This window comes from Anaerococcus obesiensis (assembly GCF_016599815.1).
In the GTDB taxonomy this organism is placed as follows: domain Bacteria; phylum Bacillota; class Clostridia; order Tissierellales; family Peptoniphilaceae; genus Anaerococcus; species Anaerococcus vaginalis.
Genome location: NZ_CP067016.1, coordinates 817,590 through 836,294 on the forward strand (window position 1 = coordinate 817,590; position 18,705 = coordinate 836,294).

At 32.0% G+C, this 18,705-nt stretch carries 9 protein-coding genes, 1 pseudogene and 1 other annotated feature; all 10 genes and pseudogenes read left to right on the forward strand.

Translation table 11 applies throughout. The features are described 5' to 3' along the window. The first annotated feature begins 46 nt into the window (after positions 1–46). Positions 47–7,093, forward strand: coding sequence for an SHIRT domain-containing protein (locus tag I6H46_RS04095; protein ID WP_200226193.1), 7,047 nt, complete (start codon positions 47–49; stop codon positions 7,091–7,093). Then, the gene (locus I6H46_RS10520) at positions 7,072–7,173 is read left to right on the forward strand and encodes a hypothetical protein (protein ID WP_200226284.1); all 102 of its coding nucleotides are present in this window, start codon (positions 7,072–7,074) and stop codon (positions 7,171–7,173) included. The genes I6H46_RS04095 and I6H46_RS10520 overlap by 22 nt, the downstream gene beginning before the upstream one ends. Positions 7,174–7,217: 44 nt before the next feature. Then, positions 7,218–7,556, forward strand: a pseudogene (locus I6H46_RS10525) (SHIRT domain-containing protein); the annotation flags it as partial. Positions 7,557–8,028: 472 nt separating this feature from the next. Further along, the gene (locus I6H46_RS04110; RefSeq protein WP_019118280.1) at positions 8,029–9,252 is read left to right on the forward strand and encodes a dicarboxylate/amino acid:cation symporter; all 1,224 of its coding nucleotides are present in this window, start codon (positions 8,029–8,031) and stop codon (positions 9,250–9,252) included. A gap of 87 nt (positions 9,253–9,339) precedes the next feature. Then, complete coding sequence (nifJ, locus tag I6H46_RS04115; RefSeq protein WP_019118279.1) at positions 9,340–12,873, forward strand: pyruvate:ferredoxin (flavodoxin) oxidoreductase; 3,534 nt, start codon at positions 9,340–9,342, stop codon at positions 12,871–12,873. Between the two features lie 551 nt (positions 12,874–13,424). Next, positions 13,425–15,245 (forward strand): glutamine--fructose-6-phosphate transaminase (isomerizing), encoded by a 1,821-nt coding sequence (glmS, locus tag I6H46_RS04120; RefSeq protein ID WP_019118278.1) that lies wholly within the window; start codon positions 13,425–13,427, stop codon positions 15,243–15,245. 266 nt (positions 15,246–15,511) lie between these two features. Then, positions 15,512–15,735 (forward strand) — a binding site (T-box leader). Positions 15,736–15,797: 62 nt separating this feature from the next. Beyond that, complete coding sequence (locus I6H46_RS09765) at positions 15,798–16,196, forward strand: zinc-binding metallopeptidase family protein (protein ID WP_234287418.1); 399 nt, start codon at positions 15,798–15,800, stop codon at positions 16,194–16,196. After that, a complete protein-coding gene (locus tag I6H46_RS04125) occupies positions 16,120–17,013 on the forward strand; it encodes an amidohydrolase (RefSeq protein WP_234287419.1) in 894 nt (297 codons plus the stop codon). The genes I6H46_RS09765 and I6H46_RS04125 overlap by 77 nt, the downstream gene beginning before the upstream one ends. Continuing rightward, positions 17,006–18,034, forward strand: coding sequence for a methionine ABC transporter ATP-binding protein (locus tag I6H46_RS04130; protein WP_200226195.1), 1,029 nt, complete (start codon positions 17,006–17,008; stop codon positions 18,032–18,034). The genes I6H46_RS04125 and I6H46_RS04130 overlap by 8 nt, the downstream gene beginning before the upstream one ends. Continuing rightward, positions 18,021–18,686: a methionine ABC transporter permease gene (locus I6H46_RS04135; RefSeq protein WP_019118277.1), complete on the forward strand. Its 666-nt coding sequence runs from the start codon at positions 18,021–18,023 to the stop codon at positions 18,684–18,686. The genes I6H46_RS04130 and I6H46_RS04135 overlap by 14 nt, the downstream gene beginning before the upstream one ends. Positions 18,687–18,705: the final 19 nt, after the last annotated feature.

Sequence of the window (18,705 nt, forward strand, 5' to 3'; positions counted from 1 at the left end):
ATTTGACTTGTATTTGTGATTTATGCTAATGAAAAAGAGGAGAATTATGAGAAGGGAGAATAAAAATCCAAGAAAGATTTTGTTTTCTGTATTAATTGCTATTGCTTTTGTAGTTTTAGCTGGTATTAAATTAGGTTATGCCAATATAATATCTCCAAAACAAGGAATCAATGAGTATCATTTCTATAATGACACAATAGAAAACAAAGATACAGCAAAAGAGATTCAAAAACAAATCATTCTTGATGGAAAATCAATTTCTGATCCAGGTCATGTCTTCAAAGATAAAAGCAATGTTTTGGAGAAATGGCAAGATGAAGAAGGTAATGATATTAAATTTGATACGCCAATAGAAGTTAAAGGTAACGACAAAAAAATAATTAATGTTTACCCAGTTTTCAAAAACCAAGTAGTAATAACTTACTACATAAGTGGCAGTACAAATGATAGAGTTTATATGACTGACACCATCACTGATGCTAGTTCTTATAAACTGCCAGTAGATCCTACAATTTATGATGCTAATAAATACTTCGTAAATTGGTCAACATCAAAAGACGGAAAATCTGGTGTTTATGATGAGGAATCATTGAAAAAAGATATTGCAGCAGGAAAAACTGACATTAAACTTTATGCGATTACAGAGTTTAAACACAAGGCGACATTTATAACAGGAGACGGCGCAAGCTTCCAAGATCAAATACTTGCAAGCAAAGATAGCAAGCTTGACAAAATGCCAGAAGATCCTACCAGACCAGGTTATGAATTTAGCCATTGGTCTTTGACAGAAGATGGAGATCCTGTTGATCTTAATACTCTAGTGTTAGACAAAGACATTAATGTTTATGCTGTATGGAAACCAGTTGTAGTTGACTATAAATTTAAAGTTATGGTCCAAAATATAAATGATGATGGCTACACTTTCCATGAAATAATATCAGCAAGAGGACTTAATGGAGAAAAAACAAGCCTACCTTTTAAAGGAAGTGAAAATCCAGATCCTAAAGTTGCTCCATCTGGTCCAATAGTTGAAGATATTGCTAAGCTAACAGAAAAAGATGGTAGATTTAATGATAGCTACAACAGTAAAGACGAAAATGGAAAAATGGATCACACCTATTCTAATCCTCAAACCCTAGATTATTTAGGCTTCCATTTAAACGAAGAAAAAACAAAACAAGCTTTTGAAACAATAAAAGCTGATGGCAGTACAGTTGTGCCTGTCTATATGGATAGAAATGTTCATACTATATGGGTCTATAAAAATGCAAGTGGAACTAGTTATTATCAAGCTAATTGGGTCAATGCTACAGATGAAAACGGAAATATTCACGTAGATTTGCGCTATGGTCAAAGTTCTGACCAATGGTTTTATCAGCTAAATAAAGATTATATTTATTACAAGGATAAAAGCATAGGATCTTTCTATACTAAAGCCCCGGTAATGGGTGATAAAGATGTTTATATGTATAGAGTTTATGCTAAAGGTCAAGGATTCCAATTGCGTTTTGTTGAATGGGATCCAAGTAAATTTAATGCACAAATAAATAGCGGATCACTAGACCAATTGAAAGCTACTCTTGGCACCATGAAAGAAATTGATGAAAGAGTAAGCTTCCAAAACACAGAGTGGTACATGAATTGGAATGGACGTAAATATAGAGTCTATGAACCATACAACAATAATTATCAACAAGTCACATACTCTTGGGTAGATGAGACTGACCATGTAGATGACATAAAAGGATTCCAACCTAAAACTGGAGATATGTCAGCTGATGGTTTGCAATCAGTAAATGTAAATAATCCAGCCTTTAGAGATTATATGTTTACTCCAAAAGGTTATGGTGGATATTTTAATTACACAGGAACAAAATATATAGATAATGGTTCTTATGTAGGTTTCTTATTCTACGAACGCAAAACTTATAATATAATTTATTACTCTGGAAATAAGAAATTAGCTTCAAATCCTTACAAATATGAAGCTGATACAAGCGATTTTGGACTTAATTATAAAATAGGAGAAACCACAAATCCTAATCAAGTATTTATGGGTTGGTATGAAGACTCAACATTTAGCGTAGAACACAAACATGAAAATGGAGCAAAAATGCCTGCTCATGACATTACAGTCTATGCAAAATGGGATTCTCGTCAATACGAAGTGACCTTCCACACCAACCAAGATGACTATGAAAGAGATATAGAAAAAATAACCGAAATTCCTGAAGATGACACTCTTTATGATGGAAAATATAAAGATGATAAAGTTAGCGAAGAGAATTTCCCTCAACCAGTTAAACCAGAAGGTGCAAGAGCATTTTTGGGATGGTATGAGAAAAATGAAAATAATAGATTTGTAAAAGCAAATCTTCACAAACCAATTAAAAATAATGATACTCACTTATATGCTAAGTGGAAATATGATTATCTAGAATTAAAATACGATTTGAATTTGCCAGATACTGACAAAGTAGAAGGAACTGCTCCAACAGATTCAGATAGCTATATCAAAGATGCTAAAGCACAAGTTCAAGATATTGGAAAAGTTACTGTAAATGGTGGCAAAAAAGTTTTCGTAGGTTGGAGTGAAACAAAAGATGGTTCTAGCGGACTAATTCTACCAAGCGAAACTGTCTTAATGGATAAAAATAAAACTCTTTACGCTCAATGGAAAGAAATTCCAGATTTACCAACTACAAAAGTAACCTATGATGCAAACGGTGGAGTTGGCGATCAACATGTAGTTGACGAGATTATTACAAATGATTTTCATAAAGTTTTAGGAAACGGCGAAGGCGAAAAAATTAATTACACCCGTGAAGGTTATGTATTTAAGGGATGGAATAGAGATAAAAACGCAACAAAAGCCGAATTCCAAAAAGATGATGAAGTTACTGTAACTAGTTTAGATGAAAGCAAAAATAATTATATCTATGCTATCTGGGCTCCTATCATCAATTACACAACTGATGGCAATGGACAAGTTAAGGAAGGCGAAAACTTTGTAGATAATACAAAAGAAGAAGTTGAACTTAAATCAAATCCAAAAGGAACCGACACAAAAGCAAAAGAAGGATATAAATTTAGCCACTGGACAGCTGATAAAGAAATTACACTAAATGATGGAACAAAAATTCCTGCTGGAGAAAAAATTACTGATGAACAATTAAAACAAGCAGTAATAACAGAACCACTTACATTTAAAGCTAATTTTGTAAAAGATGCACCTAATGAATTTAACGTAAGGCACGAATTTAAAGTTTCAGAAGATTCTCCAATAAAAGAAATGCCAGCTGATGTAAAAACAGCAGTTGATGCTCAACTTCCAGAAGATAAAAAAGCAGAAGATGGCAAAACAACAACTCCAGGAGAATTAAAAAATCCAAAAGACGTAGAAGACAAAACAAATGATGGAGTTTGGAAATTTGAAGGCTTTAAAGATCAAAATCCAGATACAGAAGCAGTAGACGCAAAAGTAAACGGAGCTGATGTAACATTCGAAGGAAAATGGAAATTCACACCAAACAAACACAATGTAACATATGAATACGTAAGTGGAACAGAAGGTAAAGAATTACCAGAAGCATTAAAAGCAAAAGCCCCAGAAAAAGTAACCAGCAAAGTAAAAGGCGATAAAGTAACATCCCCAGTTCCAACAGGCGATGAAGCTACATTTAGAGATGAAGCAAACAAAGGAACATGGACATTCAAATCATACGATAAGAATGACGTAATAATCTCTAACAAAGACGAAAAAGTCACAGGAACATGGGAATTCACACCAGATCCAGAACCAGGAAAATACAACGTAACACACAAATTTGTAAGTAAAGATCCAAACAAAAAACTTCCACAAGAAGTACTAGATCTACTACCAGCAAATCAAACTGGAAAAGTTAAAGGCGATGTAGTAAAACCAACAGAGCCAAAAACAAAAGAAGTAAAAGTTAAAGATGGAACATGGAAATTTGTAAGTTACGATAAAGACAACAAAACTGTAGAAGATAAAGATGTAGAATTCACAGGAACATGGGAATTCACACCAAAAACCACTCCTACTGATTACAAAGTAACACACGAATTTAAAGTTTCAGAAGATTCTCCAATAAAAGAAATGCCAGCTGAAGTTAAAAAAGCAGTTGATTCCCAACTTCCAGAAGATAAAAAAGCAGAAGATGGCAAAACAACAACCCCAGGAGAATTAAAAGATCCAAAAGACGTAGAAGACAAAACAAATGACGGAGTTTGGAAATTCGAAGGATTCAAAGACCAAGATCCAGATACAAAAGATGTTGACGCAAAAGTAAACGGAGCTGACGTAAAATTCGAAGGCGAATGGAAATTCACACCAAACGAACATAAAGTAACTTACAAGTTTGAAAGTGAAGATCCAACAAAACCTCTTCCTGATGAAGTGAAAAATCTACTTCCAAATCCAGAAAAAGGAAAGGTAAAGGGTGATAAGGTAACACCAACTAAACCTGTTCCAGAATCAATCACAACTAAAGATGGTGTATGGACATTTGTTGGTTATGACGAAGAAAGCAAAACTGTTGGCGATAAAGATGTAGAATTTATTGGTAAATGGAAATTCTCTCCAAAACCTGATCCTGTAACCTACAATGTTAACCATCAATTCAAATCAGCAACAAAGGGAAAAGACCTTCCACAAGCAGTAAAAGATCAACTTCCTGATCAACAAACTGGTATAGAAGACGGAAAAACTGTAACACCAACTTCTCCTAAAAAGGAAAAAGTAGCAGATACAGAAAACGATGGAACATGGACATTCGAAGGCTACAAAGACCAAGATACAACTACTGATGACGTAGATGCTAAGGTTGACGGTGCCGATGTAATGTTTGAAGGAAGTTGGGAATTCACACCGAACAAACACAAAGTAACATATGAATACGTAAGTGGAACAAAAGGCAAAGAATTACCAGCTGAATTAAAAGCAAAAGCACCAGAAAAAGTAACCGGCAAAGTAAAAGGCGATAAAGTAACATCCCCAGTTCCAACAGGCGATGAAGCTACATTTAGAGATGAAGCAAACAAGGGAACTTGGAAATTCAAATCTTTTGACAAAAATTCAGTAGAAATTTCAAACCAAGATGAAAAAGTTACAGGAACTTGGGTATTTACACCAGATCCAGAATACAAAGTAGAACATAAATTTGTATCATCAACAAAAGGAAAAGACCTTCCAAAAGCCGTAAAAGATCTAATACCAAAAGATCAAACAGGAAAAGAAGATGGAAGTGTTGTTAAACCAACTGCTCCAACACAAATAGAAGTAAAAGATACAGAAAACGATGGAACATGGACATTCGAAGGCTACAAAGACCAAGATAAAACTACAGACGAAGTAGATGCAAAAGTAAACGGAGCCGATGTAAAATTCGAAGGCGAATGGAAATTCACACCAAACGAACACAAAGTAACATATGAATACGTAAGTGGAACAAAAGGCAAAGAATTACCAGAAGCATTAAAAGCAAAAGCACCAGAAAAAGTAACCGGCAAAGTAAAAGGCGATAAAGTAACATCCCCAGTTCCAACAGGAAAAGACGCTGAATACAGAGATGATGTAAACAAGGGAACTTGGAAGTTCAAATCATACGATAAAAAAGATGTAACAATTTCCGATAAAGACGAAAACGTAAAAGGAACATGGGAATTTATTCCAGATGTAGTTACAGAATACGTCGATGAAGATGGTAATACTATTGCTCCAAAAGAAAATGGAACAAAAGACAAAAAAGATATCGATGGATATGAATTTGTAAGAACCGAAAAAGATGATAAGGGTAATACAAAGCATATCTACAAGAAAAAAACCACTCCTAGTCCATCTATAGTTACTAAATTTGTAGATGAAAAAGGAAATCCTCTTGCTATGGAAGAAAAAGGCAAGAAAGATAAAAAAGATATTCCTGCTTATGAGTTTGTAAGGACTTACACAGATAAGTATGGAAATATTGTTCATGTTTATAAGTTTAAACAAACACCAAATCCAACTGTAGAAACAAGATATGTAGATACAGAAGGTAATCAAATACTAGCTGATAAAGCAGGAACACATGATCCATCAAATATAGAAGGTTATCAATTTGTAAAAACAGAAAAAGATGAAAAGGGTAATACCGTTCATATTTACAAAAAAATCGCACCTGTTCCAAAAGTTGAGACAAGATATGTTGATGAAAATGGCAACCAACTACTTCCTCCAAAAGAAGGAACACAAAATCAAGTAAATATTGATGGCTACGATTATATAAGTACAAATAAAGATAATAATGGTAATACAATTCATGTTTACAAGAAAAAACCTATCCAAGATGTAGAAACAAGATATGTGGATACAGAAGGTAATCAAATACTAGCTGATAAAGCAGGAACACATGATCCATCAACTATAGAAGGTTATCAATTTGTAAGAACCGAAAAAGATGAAAAAGGTAATACAAGACATATTTATCAAAAACTTGCACCTGTTCAAAAAGTTGAGACAAGATATGTTGATGAAAATGGAAACCAACTACTTCCACCAAAAGAAGGAACACAAAATCAAGTAAATATTGATGGCTACGATTATATAAGTACAAATAAAGATAATAATGGTAATACAATTCATGTTTACAAGAAGAAAGTTATTACACCAGATGTTGTAACTAAGTATGTTGATGAAAATGGAAATGAAATTGCTGACACTCAAAAAGGAAAACATCCAAGCAAAAATATCGAAGGATATGAAATAATAACTACAAAATCAGATGAGAAGGGAAATATAATCTATGTTTATAGAAAGAAACCTGATCCAACAAAAGTAGTTACTAAGTTTGTAGATGAAAAAGGTAATCCTATCGCAGAAAATGAAGATGGTAAAAAACCTAAGAAAGATATAAAAGGCTATGAGTTTGTAAAAACTGAAACAGATAAATACGGCAATACTATTCATATCTACAAGAAGAAAGAAAATACTCCAAAAGTAGTTACTAAATTTGTAGATGAAAAGGGTAAAACAATAGCACCTAATGAAGATGGTAAAAAATCTAAAAAGATATTAAAGGCTATGAATTTGTAAGAACTGAAACTGATGATAAAGGTAATACAAAACACATCTACAAGAAAAATCTTCATCTGAAGAAAATAAATATAAAGTAACTCACAAATTTGAATCATCTACACCAGGTAAATCTCTACCAAAAGAAATCTTAGACCTTCTTCCAAAAAATCAAGATGGAATAGAAAATGGTAGAAAAGTTTCTCCTACAAAACCTTCTAAATTAGAAGTTAAAGTAAAAGATGGTATTTGGGTATTTGAAGGATATGATAAAGATAGTAGCGTAGTTAATAATAAGGATGTAAATTTCACAGGAAAATGGAAATTTGTTCCAAACAAAATTGGAAAGGTAAAAGTTTTAACTGGAACAAATTCTAGAAGCAAATCAAATGTTAAGACTGGTATAGAAGGTTCTTCAAATCTTATATTTGTCTTAATTGGATCAGCATTTGCTCTATACAAAAATAAAAAAAATAAATATTAAAATATTTATTAATAAGGAATAAGCTAAGAGATATAAAAGTATCTAGCTATAAAAAGGCGAGGAAATTAAAAATCCTCGTCTTTTTTGTGCATAATATTTATGAAATCAATATAAAATTAAAATATTTGGAAAGTTTGATGGAATAATTGATGTATATTTTAGTATATTTTTTTGTAGATTACAAATTTTAGATGCAAATCCTTTTATTTTATCTAGGTACAGAGGGAAAACTATATCATAAATCAAATAAGTGTAAAATTTTTATAAAATTTTAAAAAATAAGTGTATAACAAATAAATATAAATTTTATAATCTTTGAACTTACAAGATTTAAAATAAATTTTGAAAAAAATCTCAGAGAATAAAAATATATTTTTAAAATCATAAATAAAGTTGACATGAAAACGTAAAACTGATATTATTTAGTTGATCTTAAGATCAATATTATTCATTTCAAGGAGGAAAAATAGAAATGAAGAAACTAGGTTTATTGCCAAGACTAATTATTGCAATCATTCTAGGTATTCTAATTGGGCTTGCAGGTCAAAAAGTTGACGTTTTAAAAATCTTAGTTAGATTACTAATTACTTTTAATGGTCTATTTGGCAACTTCTTAGGATTTGTTATTCCACTAATTATTATGGGATTTGTAATTCCAGGTATAGCAGATCTTGGAGATTCAGCAGGAAAGACACTAGCAATTACAGCAGGTATTGCATATTTGTCAACCGTTATCTTTGGAACTATTACATATTTTGTAGGCAGCGTTGTTCTTCCTAACTTTATTAAAAAGGGAGCAATCTCATTTGATCCAGAGAAAAACTCAGGAAAAGCTCTAGAAAAAATATTTGAATCACCAATGGATCCAGTATTTTCTGTTACAACAGCACTTATCATTTCATTTATACTAGGTGTTGGTATAGCAGCAGCTAAAGCTGAAGTTCTTAAAAAAGCAGTTCATGAATTCTCTGATATTATTACAAAATTAATATCAAATGTTGTAATTCCATTATTGCCATTCCACATTTGTGGTATTTTTGCTAACATGGCTTATGAAGGAACTGTAGCAGTAGTATTATCAGTATTCGCAAGAGTATTTATCATGGTATTGATACTACACTATCTAACAATTACTGCACAATTTACAATTGCAAGTTCAATGTCAGGTGGAAATCCATTCTCAAAAATCAAGACTATGATTCCAGCTTACATGACAGCTATAGGAACACAATCATCTGCAGCAACAATCCCAGTTACACTTAACCAAACTTATAAATTAGGTGTAAACAAAGGTATAGCAGACTTTGTAATTCCACTTTGTGCAACAATTCACTTATCAGGTTCAACAATCACATTAACATCTTGTTCATTATCAATTCTTATGCTTAATGGATCAGATGTAGGATTCCAACACATGTTCCCATTCATCCTTATGCTAGGTGTTACAATGGTAGCAGCACCTGGAGTTCCAGGAGGAGCAGTAATGGCAGCACTAGGTATTCTTCAATCAATGCTAGGATTTACAGAACCTATGACAGCATTAATTATTGCATTATATGTTGCTCAAGATTCATTTGGTACAGCATGTAATATCACAGGCGATGCTGCAATAGCTTGTATAGTAAATAAAATTTCAGGATTTAAATTAGATCCAGAAGCTAATGCAGAATACATTGATGAACTAGTTAAGCAATAAAAAAATAGAACTCTTTTGAGTTCTATTTTTGAGCTTATGATCTTAAGACAATTAATTATGAAAATTTATTAAAAAGGAGTAATTTTTATGACGATAAAGAGAAGAAAAGTTACCATGGACGGTAACACAGCAGCAGCTCACGTATCTTACGCTTTTAGTGAAGTTTCAGCTATATATCCTATAACTCCATCTTCACCAATGCCAGAATTTATAGACAAATGGGCAGCAAATGGAAGATTAAATTTATATGGAAATCCAGTTTCAGTTACAGAAATGCAACATGAAGCAGGAGCAGCAGGAGCAGTTCACGGATCACTTGCAGCAGGAGCACTTACATCTACATACACAGCAAGTCAAGGACTTCTACTAATGATTCCTGATATGTACAAAATTGCCGGCGAAAGACTTCCTGCAGTTTTTCACGTAGCAGCACGTTCATTATCAACATGCTCAATCAATATGTATGGCGACCATCAAGACGTTATGGCAGCAAGAGCAACAGGTTTTGCTATGCTTGCATCAGGTTCTGTACAAGAAATTATGGATCTTTCTCCAGTAGCTCATCTTTCAGCTATAAAAGCTAGAGTTCCATTTGTTAATTTCTTTGATGGATTTAGAACAAGCCATGAAATTCAAAAAATCGACGTTTGGGATTATGACCAATTTGAAGATATGGTTGATTGGAAAGCAATTGATGATTTTAAAAATGATTCATTAAATCCACACAGACCAACTATGCGTGGTGTATTTGAAAAGAGTGGATATTTCCAAAGAACTGAAGCTCAAAACAAAGCTTACAATGGACTTCCAGAAATAGTTGTTGATTATATGAATAAAATTAATGAAAAAATTGGAACAAATTATTCATTATTTAATTATGAAGGGGCAGAAGATGCTACAGATATAATTATAGCTATGGGTTCTGGTACTGATACAATTCAACAAACAGTAGAAGAATTAAATAAAGATGGAAGAAAAGTTGGACTTGTAAAAGTACATCTTTATAGACCATTTTCAACAAAACATTTACTTGAAGCAATTCCAGAAACAGTTGAAAGAATTGCAGTTTTAGATAGAACAAAAGAAAAAGGTTCTGCTGGAGAACCTCTATACTTAGATGTATTAGAATCTTTCTCAGATTCAGATAGAAATCCAAAAATAATTGCAGGAAGATATGGACTTGGACAAAAAGATACAAGACCTGCTCATATAAAATCAGTATTCGATAATTTAGCAAAAGATGAACCAAAAAATCACTTTACAGTTGGAATTATTGATGATGTAACTAATACATCTCTTGAAGTTGACAATAGTTTTGTAATTTCTGATGGACAAACAACACGTTGTATATTCTGGGGAAATGGTGGAGATGGAACAGTAGGAGCAAATAAAAACGCTATAAAAATTATAGGCGATAATACAGATATGTTTGCTCAAGGATATTTTGACTATGATGCTAAAAAATCTAATGGTCTAACAATGTCTCACTTGAGATTTTCTCCAAACCCAATCCATGCAGCATACTTTATAGATGAGGCTGACTTTGTATCATGTTCTCCTCAAGCTTATGTAAGACAATATGACCTTGTTAAAAACCTTAAAGAAGGTGGAATTTTCTTATTAAATACAATTTGGTCAGAAGAAGAACTTGAAGAACATATACCAAATTATTTATTAAAAGAAATAGCAGATAAAAATATTAAATTCTACACAGTAAACGCATCAAAAATTGCTCAAGAAGTTGGACTTGGACACAGAACAAACATGGTTATCCAAACAGCTTTCTTCATTCTTTCAGAAGTTTTACCAATTGAAGATGCTATAAAATATCTAAAAGATTCTATTGAAAAATCTTATGGAATGAAAGGTCAAGATATTGTTGATATGAACAACAAGGCAGTTGACCGTGCAAGTGAAGAATTACAAGAAATAAAAGTTAAAGAAGAATGGAAAAACCTTGGCGAAGATAGAGAAGGTGCAAATGAAAATGAACCAGACTTTATCAAAAACATGGTAAGACCAATAATAAATCTAGAAGAAGATGATCTTCCAGTTTCAACATATCTTCCATACGATGATGGTCAATATATGGCAGGAACATCAAGATATGAAAAACGTGGTATAGCATTATTTGTTCCAGAATGGAATATAGATAATTGTATCCAATGTAACCAATGTTCATATATCTGCCCACACGCAACAATTAGACCATTCTTATTAGATGAAGATCAAAAAGCAAAAGCTCCAGAAGGATTTGAAACTAAAAAAGCTATAGGCAAAGGACTTGAAGGTTACGAATTTAGAATTCAAGTTTCTCCATACGATTGTATGGGATGTGGAAACTGCGTTGACGTATGTCCTGCTCCAAAGAAAGCTTTGGCTATGAAACCAATAGATGAACAAATCGAAAAACAAGCAGAAAATTGGGAATATGCTCATGGCGAAGTTGGATATAGAAATGATGAAATAGCTCCAACAAATGTTAAAAATTCTCAATTTAGCCAACCATTGCTTGAATTCTCAGGTGCATGTGCAGGCTGTGGAGAAACTCCTTATGCTAAATTAATCACTCAATTATATGGTGATCATCAAATTATTTCAAACGCAACAGGATGTTCATCAATTTGGGGTTCATCAGTTCCATCAATGCCATATTGTACAAATAATAATGGCGAAGGACCAGCTTGGGCATCATCATTATTCGAAGATGCAGCAGAATATGGTTATGGAATGTTGCTTGCAACAAAATCAAACAAATTCTTACTAGAAACTTTGATGAAAAAATTCTTAGAATTAAAAGTTTCTACACCATTAAATGATGCATTTAACGAATGGTTAGAAAATAACGATGACTTTGAAGAAAGCAAAAAAGCAGCCATAAAAATTGAATCATTAATTGCAAATGAAACTGATAATGAAGAAGCTAATAAAATTATCGAAAGAATTAAATCATTAAAAGATTATTTAGTTAAAAAATCAGTTTGGATTTATGGTGGAGATGGTTGGGCTTATGATATAGGATTCTCAGGAGTAGACCATGTTCTTGCAAGTGGCGATGACATTAATATTATCGTATTTGATACAGAAGTTTATTCAAATACAGGTGGACAAAGCTCAAAGGCAACTCCTCTTGCAGCAGTAGCAAAATTTGCAGCAAGTGGTAAAAAAGTTAGAAAGAAAGACCTTGGATTGATGATGACAACTTATGGTTATGTTTATGTTGCACAAGTTGCAATGGGAGCAAACCAAGCTCAAACATTAAAAGCAATAAAAGAAGCAGAAAGCTATCATGGTCCATCATTAATAATTGCTTATGCTCCATGTATTAACCACGGACTAAAAGCAGGAATGGGCAAGACTCAAAGAAGAGAAAAAGAAGCTGTAGCAAGTGGATATTGGCACTTATGGAGATTTAACCCACTTCTTAAAGAAGAAGGAAAGAATCCATTTAGCCTAGATTCAAAAGATCCTACAGAATCATTCCAAGAATTCCTACAAGGCGAAGTAAGATACGCTTCCCTTAAAAAAGCCTTCCCAGAAGATGCAGATAGATTATATGCAGAAGCTGAAGAAGCTGCAAAGGAAAGATTAGAATCTTACAAAAAAATGGAAAATAAATAAAAATTAAATCCTAAAAATAGTATATGAATCACTAAGTGTTTTAATAAACCAGACTTTCAAAAGTCTGGTTTATTTTTTTATATTATTTTCTATTTAAGTTTTCAAATCGCTTGCTATTTAATTTTTAAAATTATTTTTTGCTTAATTTTTTGATGTTTAATTTTTGATGTTTAATTTTTGAAATTTTAAAAATTTAAGAGATTGTATTATTTTTGCTTTTATTAAATAATATTTTTAGCGTATGGATATTTTTAGACTGCCAAAAAATTTAAATTTTCTTTTTTTAATTTTTAAAGTTTTATTTAAAAATTTTATAAAAATAATTAGTTTTATGGCACTTTTTTAACTCATAATTTTAGTGTATAATTAAAAAACGAGGTAAAAATATAACAAGCGCCAGATCCTTTTGGGATGACGAGGAATGGAGTTATCGAAAATTCGGCGGGTGCTCCATAGCTTTCACAGGCTCAGTATTTTACAAAAATAAGAAGCAATTCTTATGACAAAGAAAATAAAGTGATACCTCTAAAATTTAATATTAGGAGGATACTATGTGCGGAATAGTATGTTATAAGGGAAGGCTAAATGCCAGAGAAGTTATTATGGATGGTCTTGAAAGGCTTGAGTATAGGGGATATGATTCGGCGGGAATCTCACTTATTGATGGTGGTTTAATTAAAACTGTCAAAAAAAGCGGCAAGGTTAAAGTTTTAAAAGACGAGCTTTCAAAAAATCCTATCGATGGAAATATCGGGATTGGTCATATTAGATGGGCAACTCACGGTGGTCCTTCAGATATAAATTCTCATCCACATCTTTCAAATAATGGGAAAATTTCTGTAGTTCACAATGGAATTATTGAAAATTATAATGAGCTAAAAGAAAATCTAAAAAAGGAAGGATATAGCTTTAAGTCTGATACTGACACAGAAGTTATTGCAGTTTTGATTGAAAAATATTATAAAGATGATATTTTAGAGGCTGTAAAAAAAGCAAAAAATGACTTGAGAGGATCTTTTGCTCTTGGAATTTTGTGCCAAGATGAAAGCGATAGACTTATAGTTTTAAGGGAAGAAAGTCCACTTGTTTTGGGAATAACAGATGACGGCATTCTTGCAGCAAGCGACCTTCCTTCAATTATAAAATATACAAAAGATGTAATTTATCTTGAAAATGGAGATTTGGTTGATATTAAGGGCGAATCTTTTATAATTTATGATAGAAATTTCCAAAAAATCCAAAGAAAAATTTCAAAAGTTGATTTTTCTTTTGAAGATTCAACTAAGGAAGGCTTTGATCATTTTATGATTAAAGAAATATTTGACCAACCAAAGGCGATTTCTGATACAATAAGATTCAAAATGACTGATGAAATGATTGATTTTAAAGAAAATGCCTTTAGCAAAAAAGAAATTGAAAATTTCAATAAAATTTATATAGTTGCTTGCGGAACAGCTTATCATGCTGGTCTTGTTGGTGCCTATGCTTTGGAAAAATTTGCAAAAATTCCTGTAATTTGTGATATTGCAAGTGAATTTAGGTACAATGACCCATTTATTGACGAAAATACTTTGATGATTTTGGTAAGCCAATCTGGAGAAACTGCCGATACTCTTGCAGCTTTAAGACTTGGAAAGATTAAGGGAGCAAAGACTTTGGTTTTGACAAATGTAGTTGCATCATCTCTTGATAGGGAAGCTGACAAAACCATTTATTGTTATGCAGGGCCAGAAATTGCAGTAGCATCAACTAAGGCTTACACTACACAAATAATTTCTCTTTATATGCTTGCCCTAGATTTTTCTTTAAAGCTTGGAACAATTGATGAAGAAAAATACAAGGAAATAATTTCAGAAATGAAAAAAATGCCTGAAAAAATAAAAGAAATTTTGGATGACAGTGAAAAAATAAAAACTTACGCGAATGAGATAAAAGATTTTGATTCTATGTTTTATATAGGACGTGGTCTTGATTATAAATCTGTAATTGAAGGTTCTTTGAAATTAAAAGAAGTTTCTTATATTCACTCTGAGGCTTTGGCTGCAGGGGAATTAAAACATGGAACAATAGCTTTGATTGAAGAAGGAACACCGGTTGTAGTTGTTGCAAGTCAAGAAAATATAATGGAAAAAACCATATCAAATGTAAAAGAAATCATTTCAAGAGGAGCCAATATTTTTTCAATTTCAAGAAAAGATGATCATCTAAAAGAAATTTCTAATTTTACTTTTGAATTGCCAAAGACAATTGACCCTCTTTATCCAGTTTTGTCGGTTGTTCCTCAACAAATTTTGGCATATTATGTTTCCTGTGCCAAAGGACTTGATGTGGATAAGCCTAGAAATTTAGCAAAATCAGTAACGGTGGAATAACTTGCACAAATAATTAAATACAGTATATTATAAATGAATTTATTTTACCAAAACCATGAGAAGCCTTAGGGCTTCTTTTTTATTTTAAAATATTTTTAATTTCGATTTTTATATAAAAAGACCGATAAATTATTTTTAATCTTTATAAAGAAAAGCTTGAAATTACGGTATTTTTATTTATAATATACTAAATAAATTTATAAAAATAAAAAAAGACTTGACAGGATTTTTCAATCATAGTATTATTGACTTATCAAATAGATTTTAAAAACCAGATAAAGAGAAGAGTAGTCGTATGGATTATTGTACAGAGAGCCCTGTTTAGCTGAGAGGGGTGAATAAAAAGTGTGATGAAGATGGTCTCAGATGGGATAAGTCGATATTTAGACTTATACGGGAACTCCCGTTATAGAGTTAGGATATGATAGTATCTGAAGAGGCATTTTTTAGTGCAAAAAAGGTGGTAACGCGGAAAAATTTCGTCCTTATTGTAGTTTATCTACAGTAAGGACTTTTTATTTTGCATAAATTTAGAAAGGAAAGGTTTTGGAAATGACAAATATAAGTGCAAAAGAGATTAAAAATTTGGTAAAGGAAAATTTAGATTTTGCAAAAAAAATCAAAAATTATTTACACGAAAATCCAGAGCTTTCAAGCAAGGAATTTGAAACTCGCAAATTTTTAATAAATGAGTGCAAAAAAATTGGTTTGGAAGTTGAAGAAGTAGAAAATTCCACAGGCTTTGTGGCAATTCTTGATACAAAAAGAAATGGTAAAATTTTGGGACTTAGAACTGATATAGATGCTCTCCCAATTTTTGAAAATGAAAATAATTTAAAAAAAAAAAGAAGTTGTATCAAAAAATCCTGGCGTGATGCACGCTTGTGGTCACGATTTTCACATGGCTCTTGCCCTTACAAGTGCAAAAATTCTTTCAGAAATAAAAAATAACTTAAATGGAAAAATTTATTTTATTTTTGAAGAAGGCGAAGAAACAGGAGCTGGAATTTATCCAATGGTTAAGCATTTAAAAAATATAAAATTTGATGCAATTTATGGAAATCATATTGATACAGAAATTCCTACAGGAAAATTTGCCATTTCCAAAGGAAAAGTTTATGCGGGTTGTGCAGGGGTTGATTTTGATGTAATCGGCAAGGGCGGTCACGGCTCAAGACCTGATTTATTAATTTCTCCAATAAATGCTCTTGTTGCAATTATAAATAACCTAAACCAAACATGGGCGAGTGGACTTAATCCAAATGAAATTGTAACTTTGGGAATTGGGTCGATAAATGCAGGGGTTGCTTCAAATGTAATTCCTGATAAGGCGAATTTAAAGGCTACCTTGAGATTTTTTGAAGATGAGGTTGGAGAAAAAGCCTTGGAAAAATTAAAAAATGTAGCAGAAAAAACTGCAAGTATTTATGATTGCAAGGTTAAATTTAATGATTACACAAGAGTAGTTGCCTATCCAGTTATAAATGATGAAAAACTTGCTGATTTTACAAGATTTTCTTTGGATGAAATTTTTCCAAATGCAAGAGTTGATGAAGAAATTTCTTTTGGATCTGAATCATTTTATGGCTATGGGAAAATTGCTCCAAGCGTTTTTGTAAAAATCGGTGTAAAAAATGAAGAAAAAGGATGTGGAGCGGGAGCTCACACTGAAAAATTTGATGTAGACAACGACGGTCTTTATTATGGACTAGCTTGTGCCTTAAATTTTTTGATAAATTTTGATAGAAAAGAGAGAGATAATGATTGAACTAAAAAATATAAGCGTAGACTTTGATGGTTTTAAAGCAGTTGATGGAGTTAATCTTAAAATTGAAAAGGCCGATGCCTTTGGCATAGTTGGATTTTCAGGAGCTGGAAAATCAACTCTTGTAAGGTGCATAAATCTTTTGCAAAAACCATCTGAGGGAGAGGTTTTAATAAAAGGAGAAAATCTTTTGAACTTATCTGAAAAAGATTTGAGAAAAAGACGTAAAAAAATTGGTATGATTTTCCAACACTTTAATCTTTTGAACAATCTTTCGGTAATTGATAATGTAATTTTTCCAATAAGAAAGGAAAAAATTTCAAAAGAAGAAAAAATTCAAAAAGCAAAAAAACTTTTAGATTTGGTTGGGATTGGAGATAAGGCAAAATCTTTTCCAAGAGAACTATCTGGAGGTCAAAAACAAAGGTGTGCCATAGCAAGAGCCCTTGCATCTGATCCAGAAATTTTACTTTGCGATGAGGCAACAAGCGCCCTTGATCCAAAAACTACCAAGCAAATTTTAAAACTTTTGGGAGAAATCAAAGAAAAAATTGGAATAACAATTGTAATAATCACTCATCAAATGGAAGTTGTAAAAGATCTTTGCAACAAGGTTGCGGTAATGCAAGATGGAAAAGTGATTGAAAAAGGCACAACTCTTGAAATTTTTTCAAATCCAAGACACAAACTCACAAAAGATTTTGTAGAAACTTCAACAAATGTAAATCAAACCCTTGAGGAAGTTAAAAATAATTTAAAAGTTTTGAAAAAAGATGAATTTTTGGTAAAACTTTCTTATGTTGGAGAAGCTACAACTCAGCCGGTTATAAATGAAATTTATGAAAAATTTAAAGTCAAAACCAATGTTTTGGCAGGAAACATAGAATTTATTACAAATGTTCCAGTCGGAAATCTTATAGTGACTTTTAAGGCAGAAAGAGAAAATATCGACAAGGCGATTGAATATTTAATAGCCTGTGGAACAAATGTACAACTTTTAGGAGATAGTAATGGGATACTTTGATTATGCATTTTCAATAAAAGATAGAATTTTTGAAGATATTGGTCTTACTTTTTATATGTTATTTTTATCAGCCATATTTTCAGGAATTTTTGGACTAATAATAGGAGTAATACTTGTAGTAACAAATGACGGAGGAATTTTAGAAAACAAAAAAGTTTATAGAATTTTGGATAAGATAACAAATCTTTTTCGTGCAGTTCCTTTCATAATTTTACTTGCAGTAATTAGTCCTATAACAAATTTAATTGTAGGAACGAGGATTGGACCGACAGCTGCAATAGTTCCTTTAGTTTTTTCTTGCGTGCCATTTTTTGCAAAGCAAGTTGAGCAAGCTTTGGCAGAAGTTGATCCGGGAGTAATAGAGGCGGCGGAAGCTATGGGAAATTCACCATTTGAAATTATAACAGCAGTTTATTTAAGAGAGGGACTTCCATCACTTGTAAGAGCTTCATCAATAACTTTGATTTCGCTTTTGGGACTTACAGCGATGGCTGGAACAATTGGAGCAGGAGGAATAGGAAATCTTGCAATAGCAGTCGGATACAACAGATACAAAAACGATGTAGTTATTATATCGGTCATAGTTATTTTGATAATTGTCTATGCCATCCAAGGCATTGCCAATTTAATTATAAAAAAGACATCACATTAAAAAATATTAGGAGAAAAAT

Coding starts and splice junctions, on each gene's coding strand:
- I6H46_RS04095 (WP_200226193.1), top strand. CDS start 47: ATGAGAAGGGAGAATAAAAATCCAAGAAAGATTTTGTTTTCTGTATTA.
- I6H46_RS04110 (WP_019118280.1), top strand. CDS start 8,029: ATGAAGAAACTAGGTTTATTGCCAAGACTAATTATTGCAATCATTCTA.
- nifJ (WP_019118279.1), top strand. CDS start 9,340: ATGACGATAAAGAGAAGAAAAGTTACCATGGACGGTAACACAGCAGCA.
- glmS (WP_019118278.1), top strand. CDS start 13,425: ATGTGCGGAATAGTATGTTATAAGGGAAGGCTAAATGCCAGAGAAGTT.
- I6H46_RS09765 (WP_234287418.1), top strand. CDS start 15,798: ATGACAAATATAAGTGCAAAAGAGATTAAAAATTTGGTAAAGGAAAAT.
- I6H46_RS04125 (WP_234287419.1), top strand. CDS start 16,120: ATGCACGCTTGTGGTCACGATTTTCACATGGCTCTTGCCCTTACAAGT.
- I6H46_RS04130 (WP_200226195.1), top strand. CDS start 17,006: ATGATTGAACTAAAAAATATAAGCGTAGACTTTGATGGTTTTAAAGCA.
- I6H46_RS04135 (WP_019118277.1), top strand. CDS start 18,021: ATGGGATACTTTGATTATGCATTTTCAATAAAAGATAGAATTTTTGAA.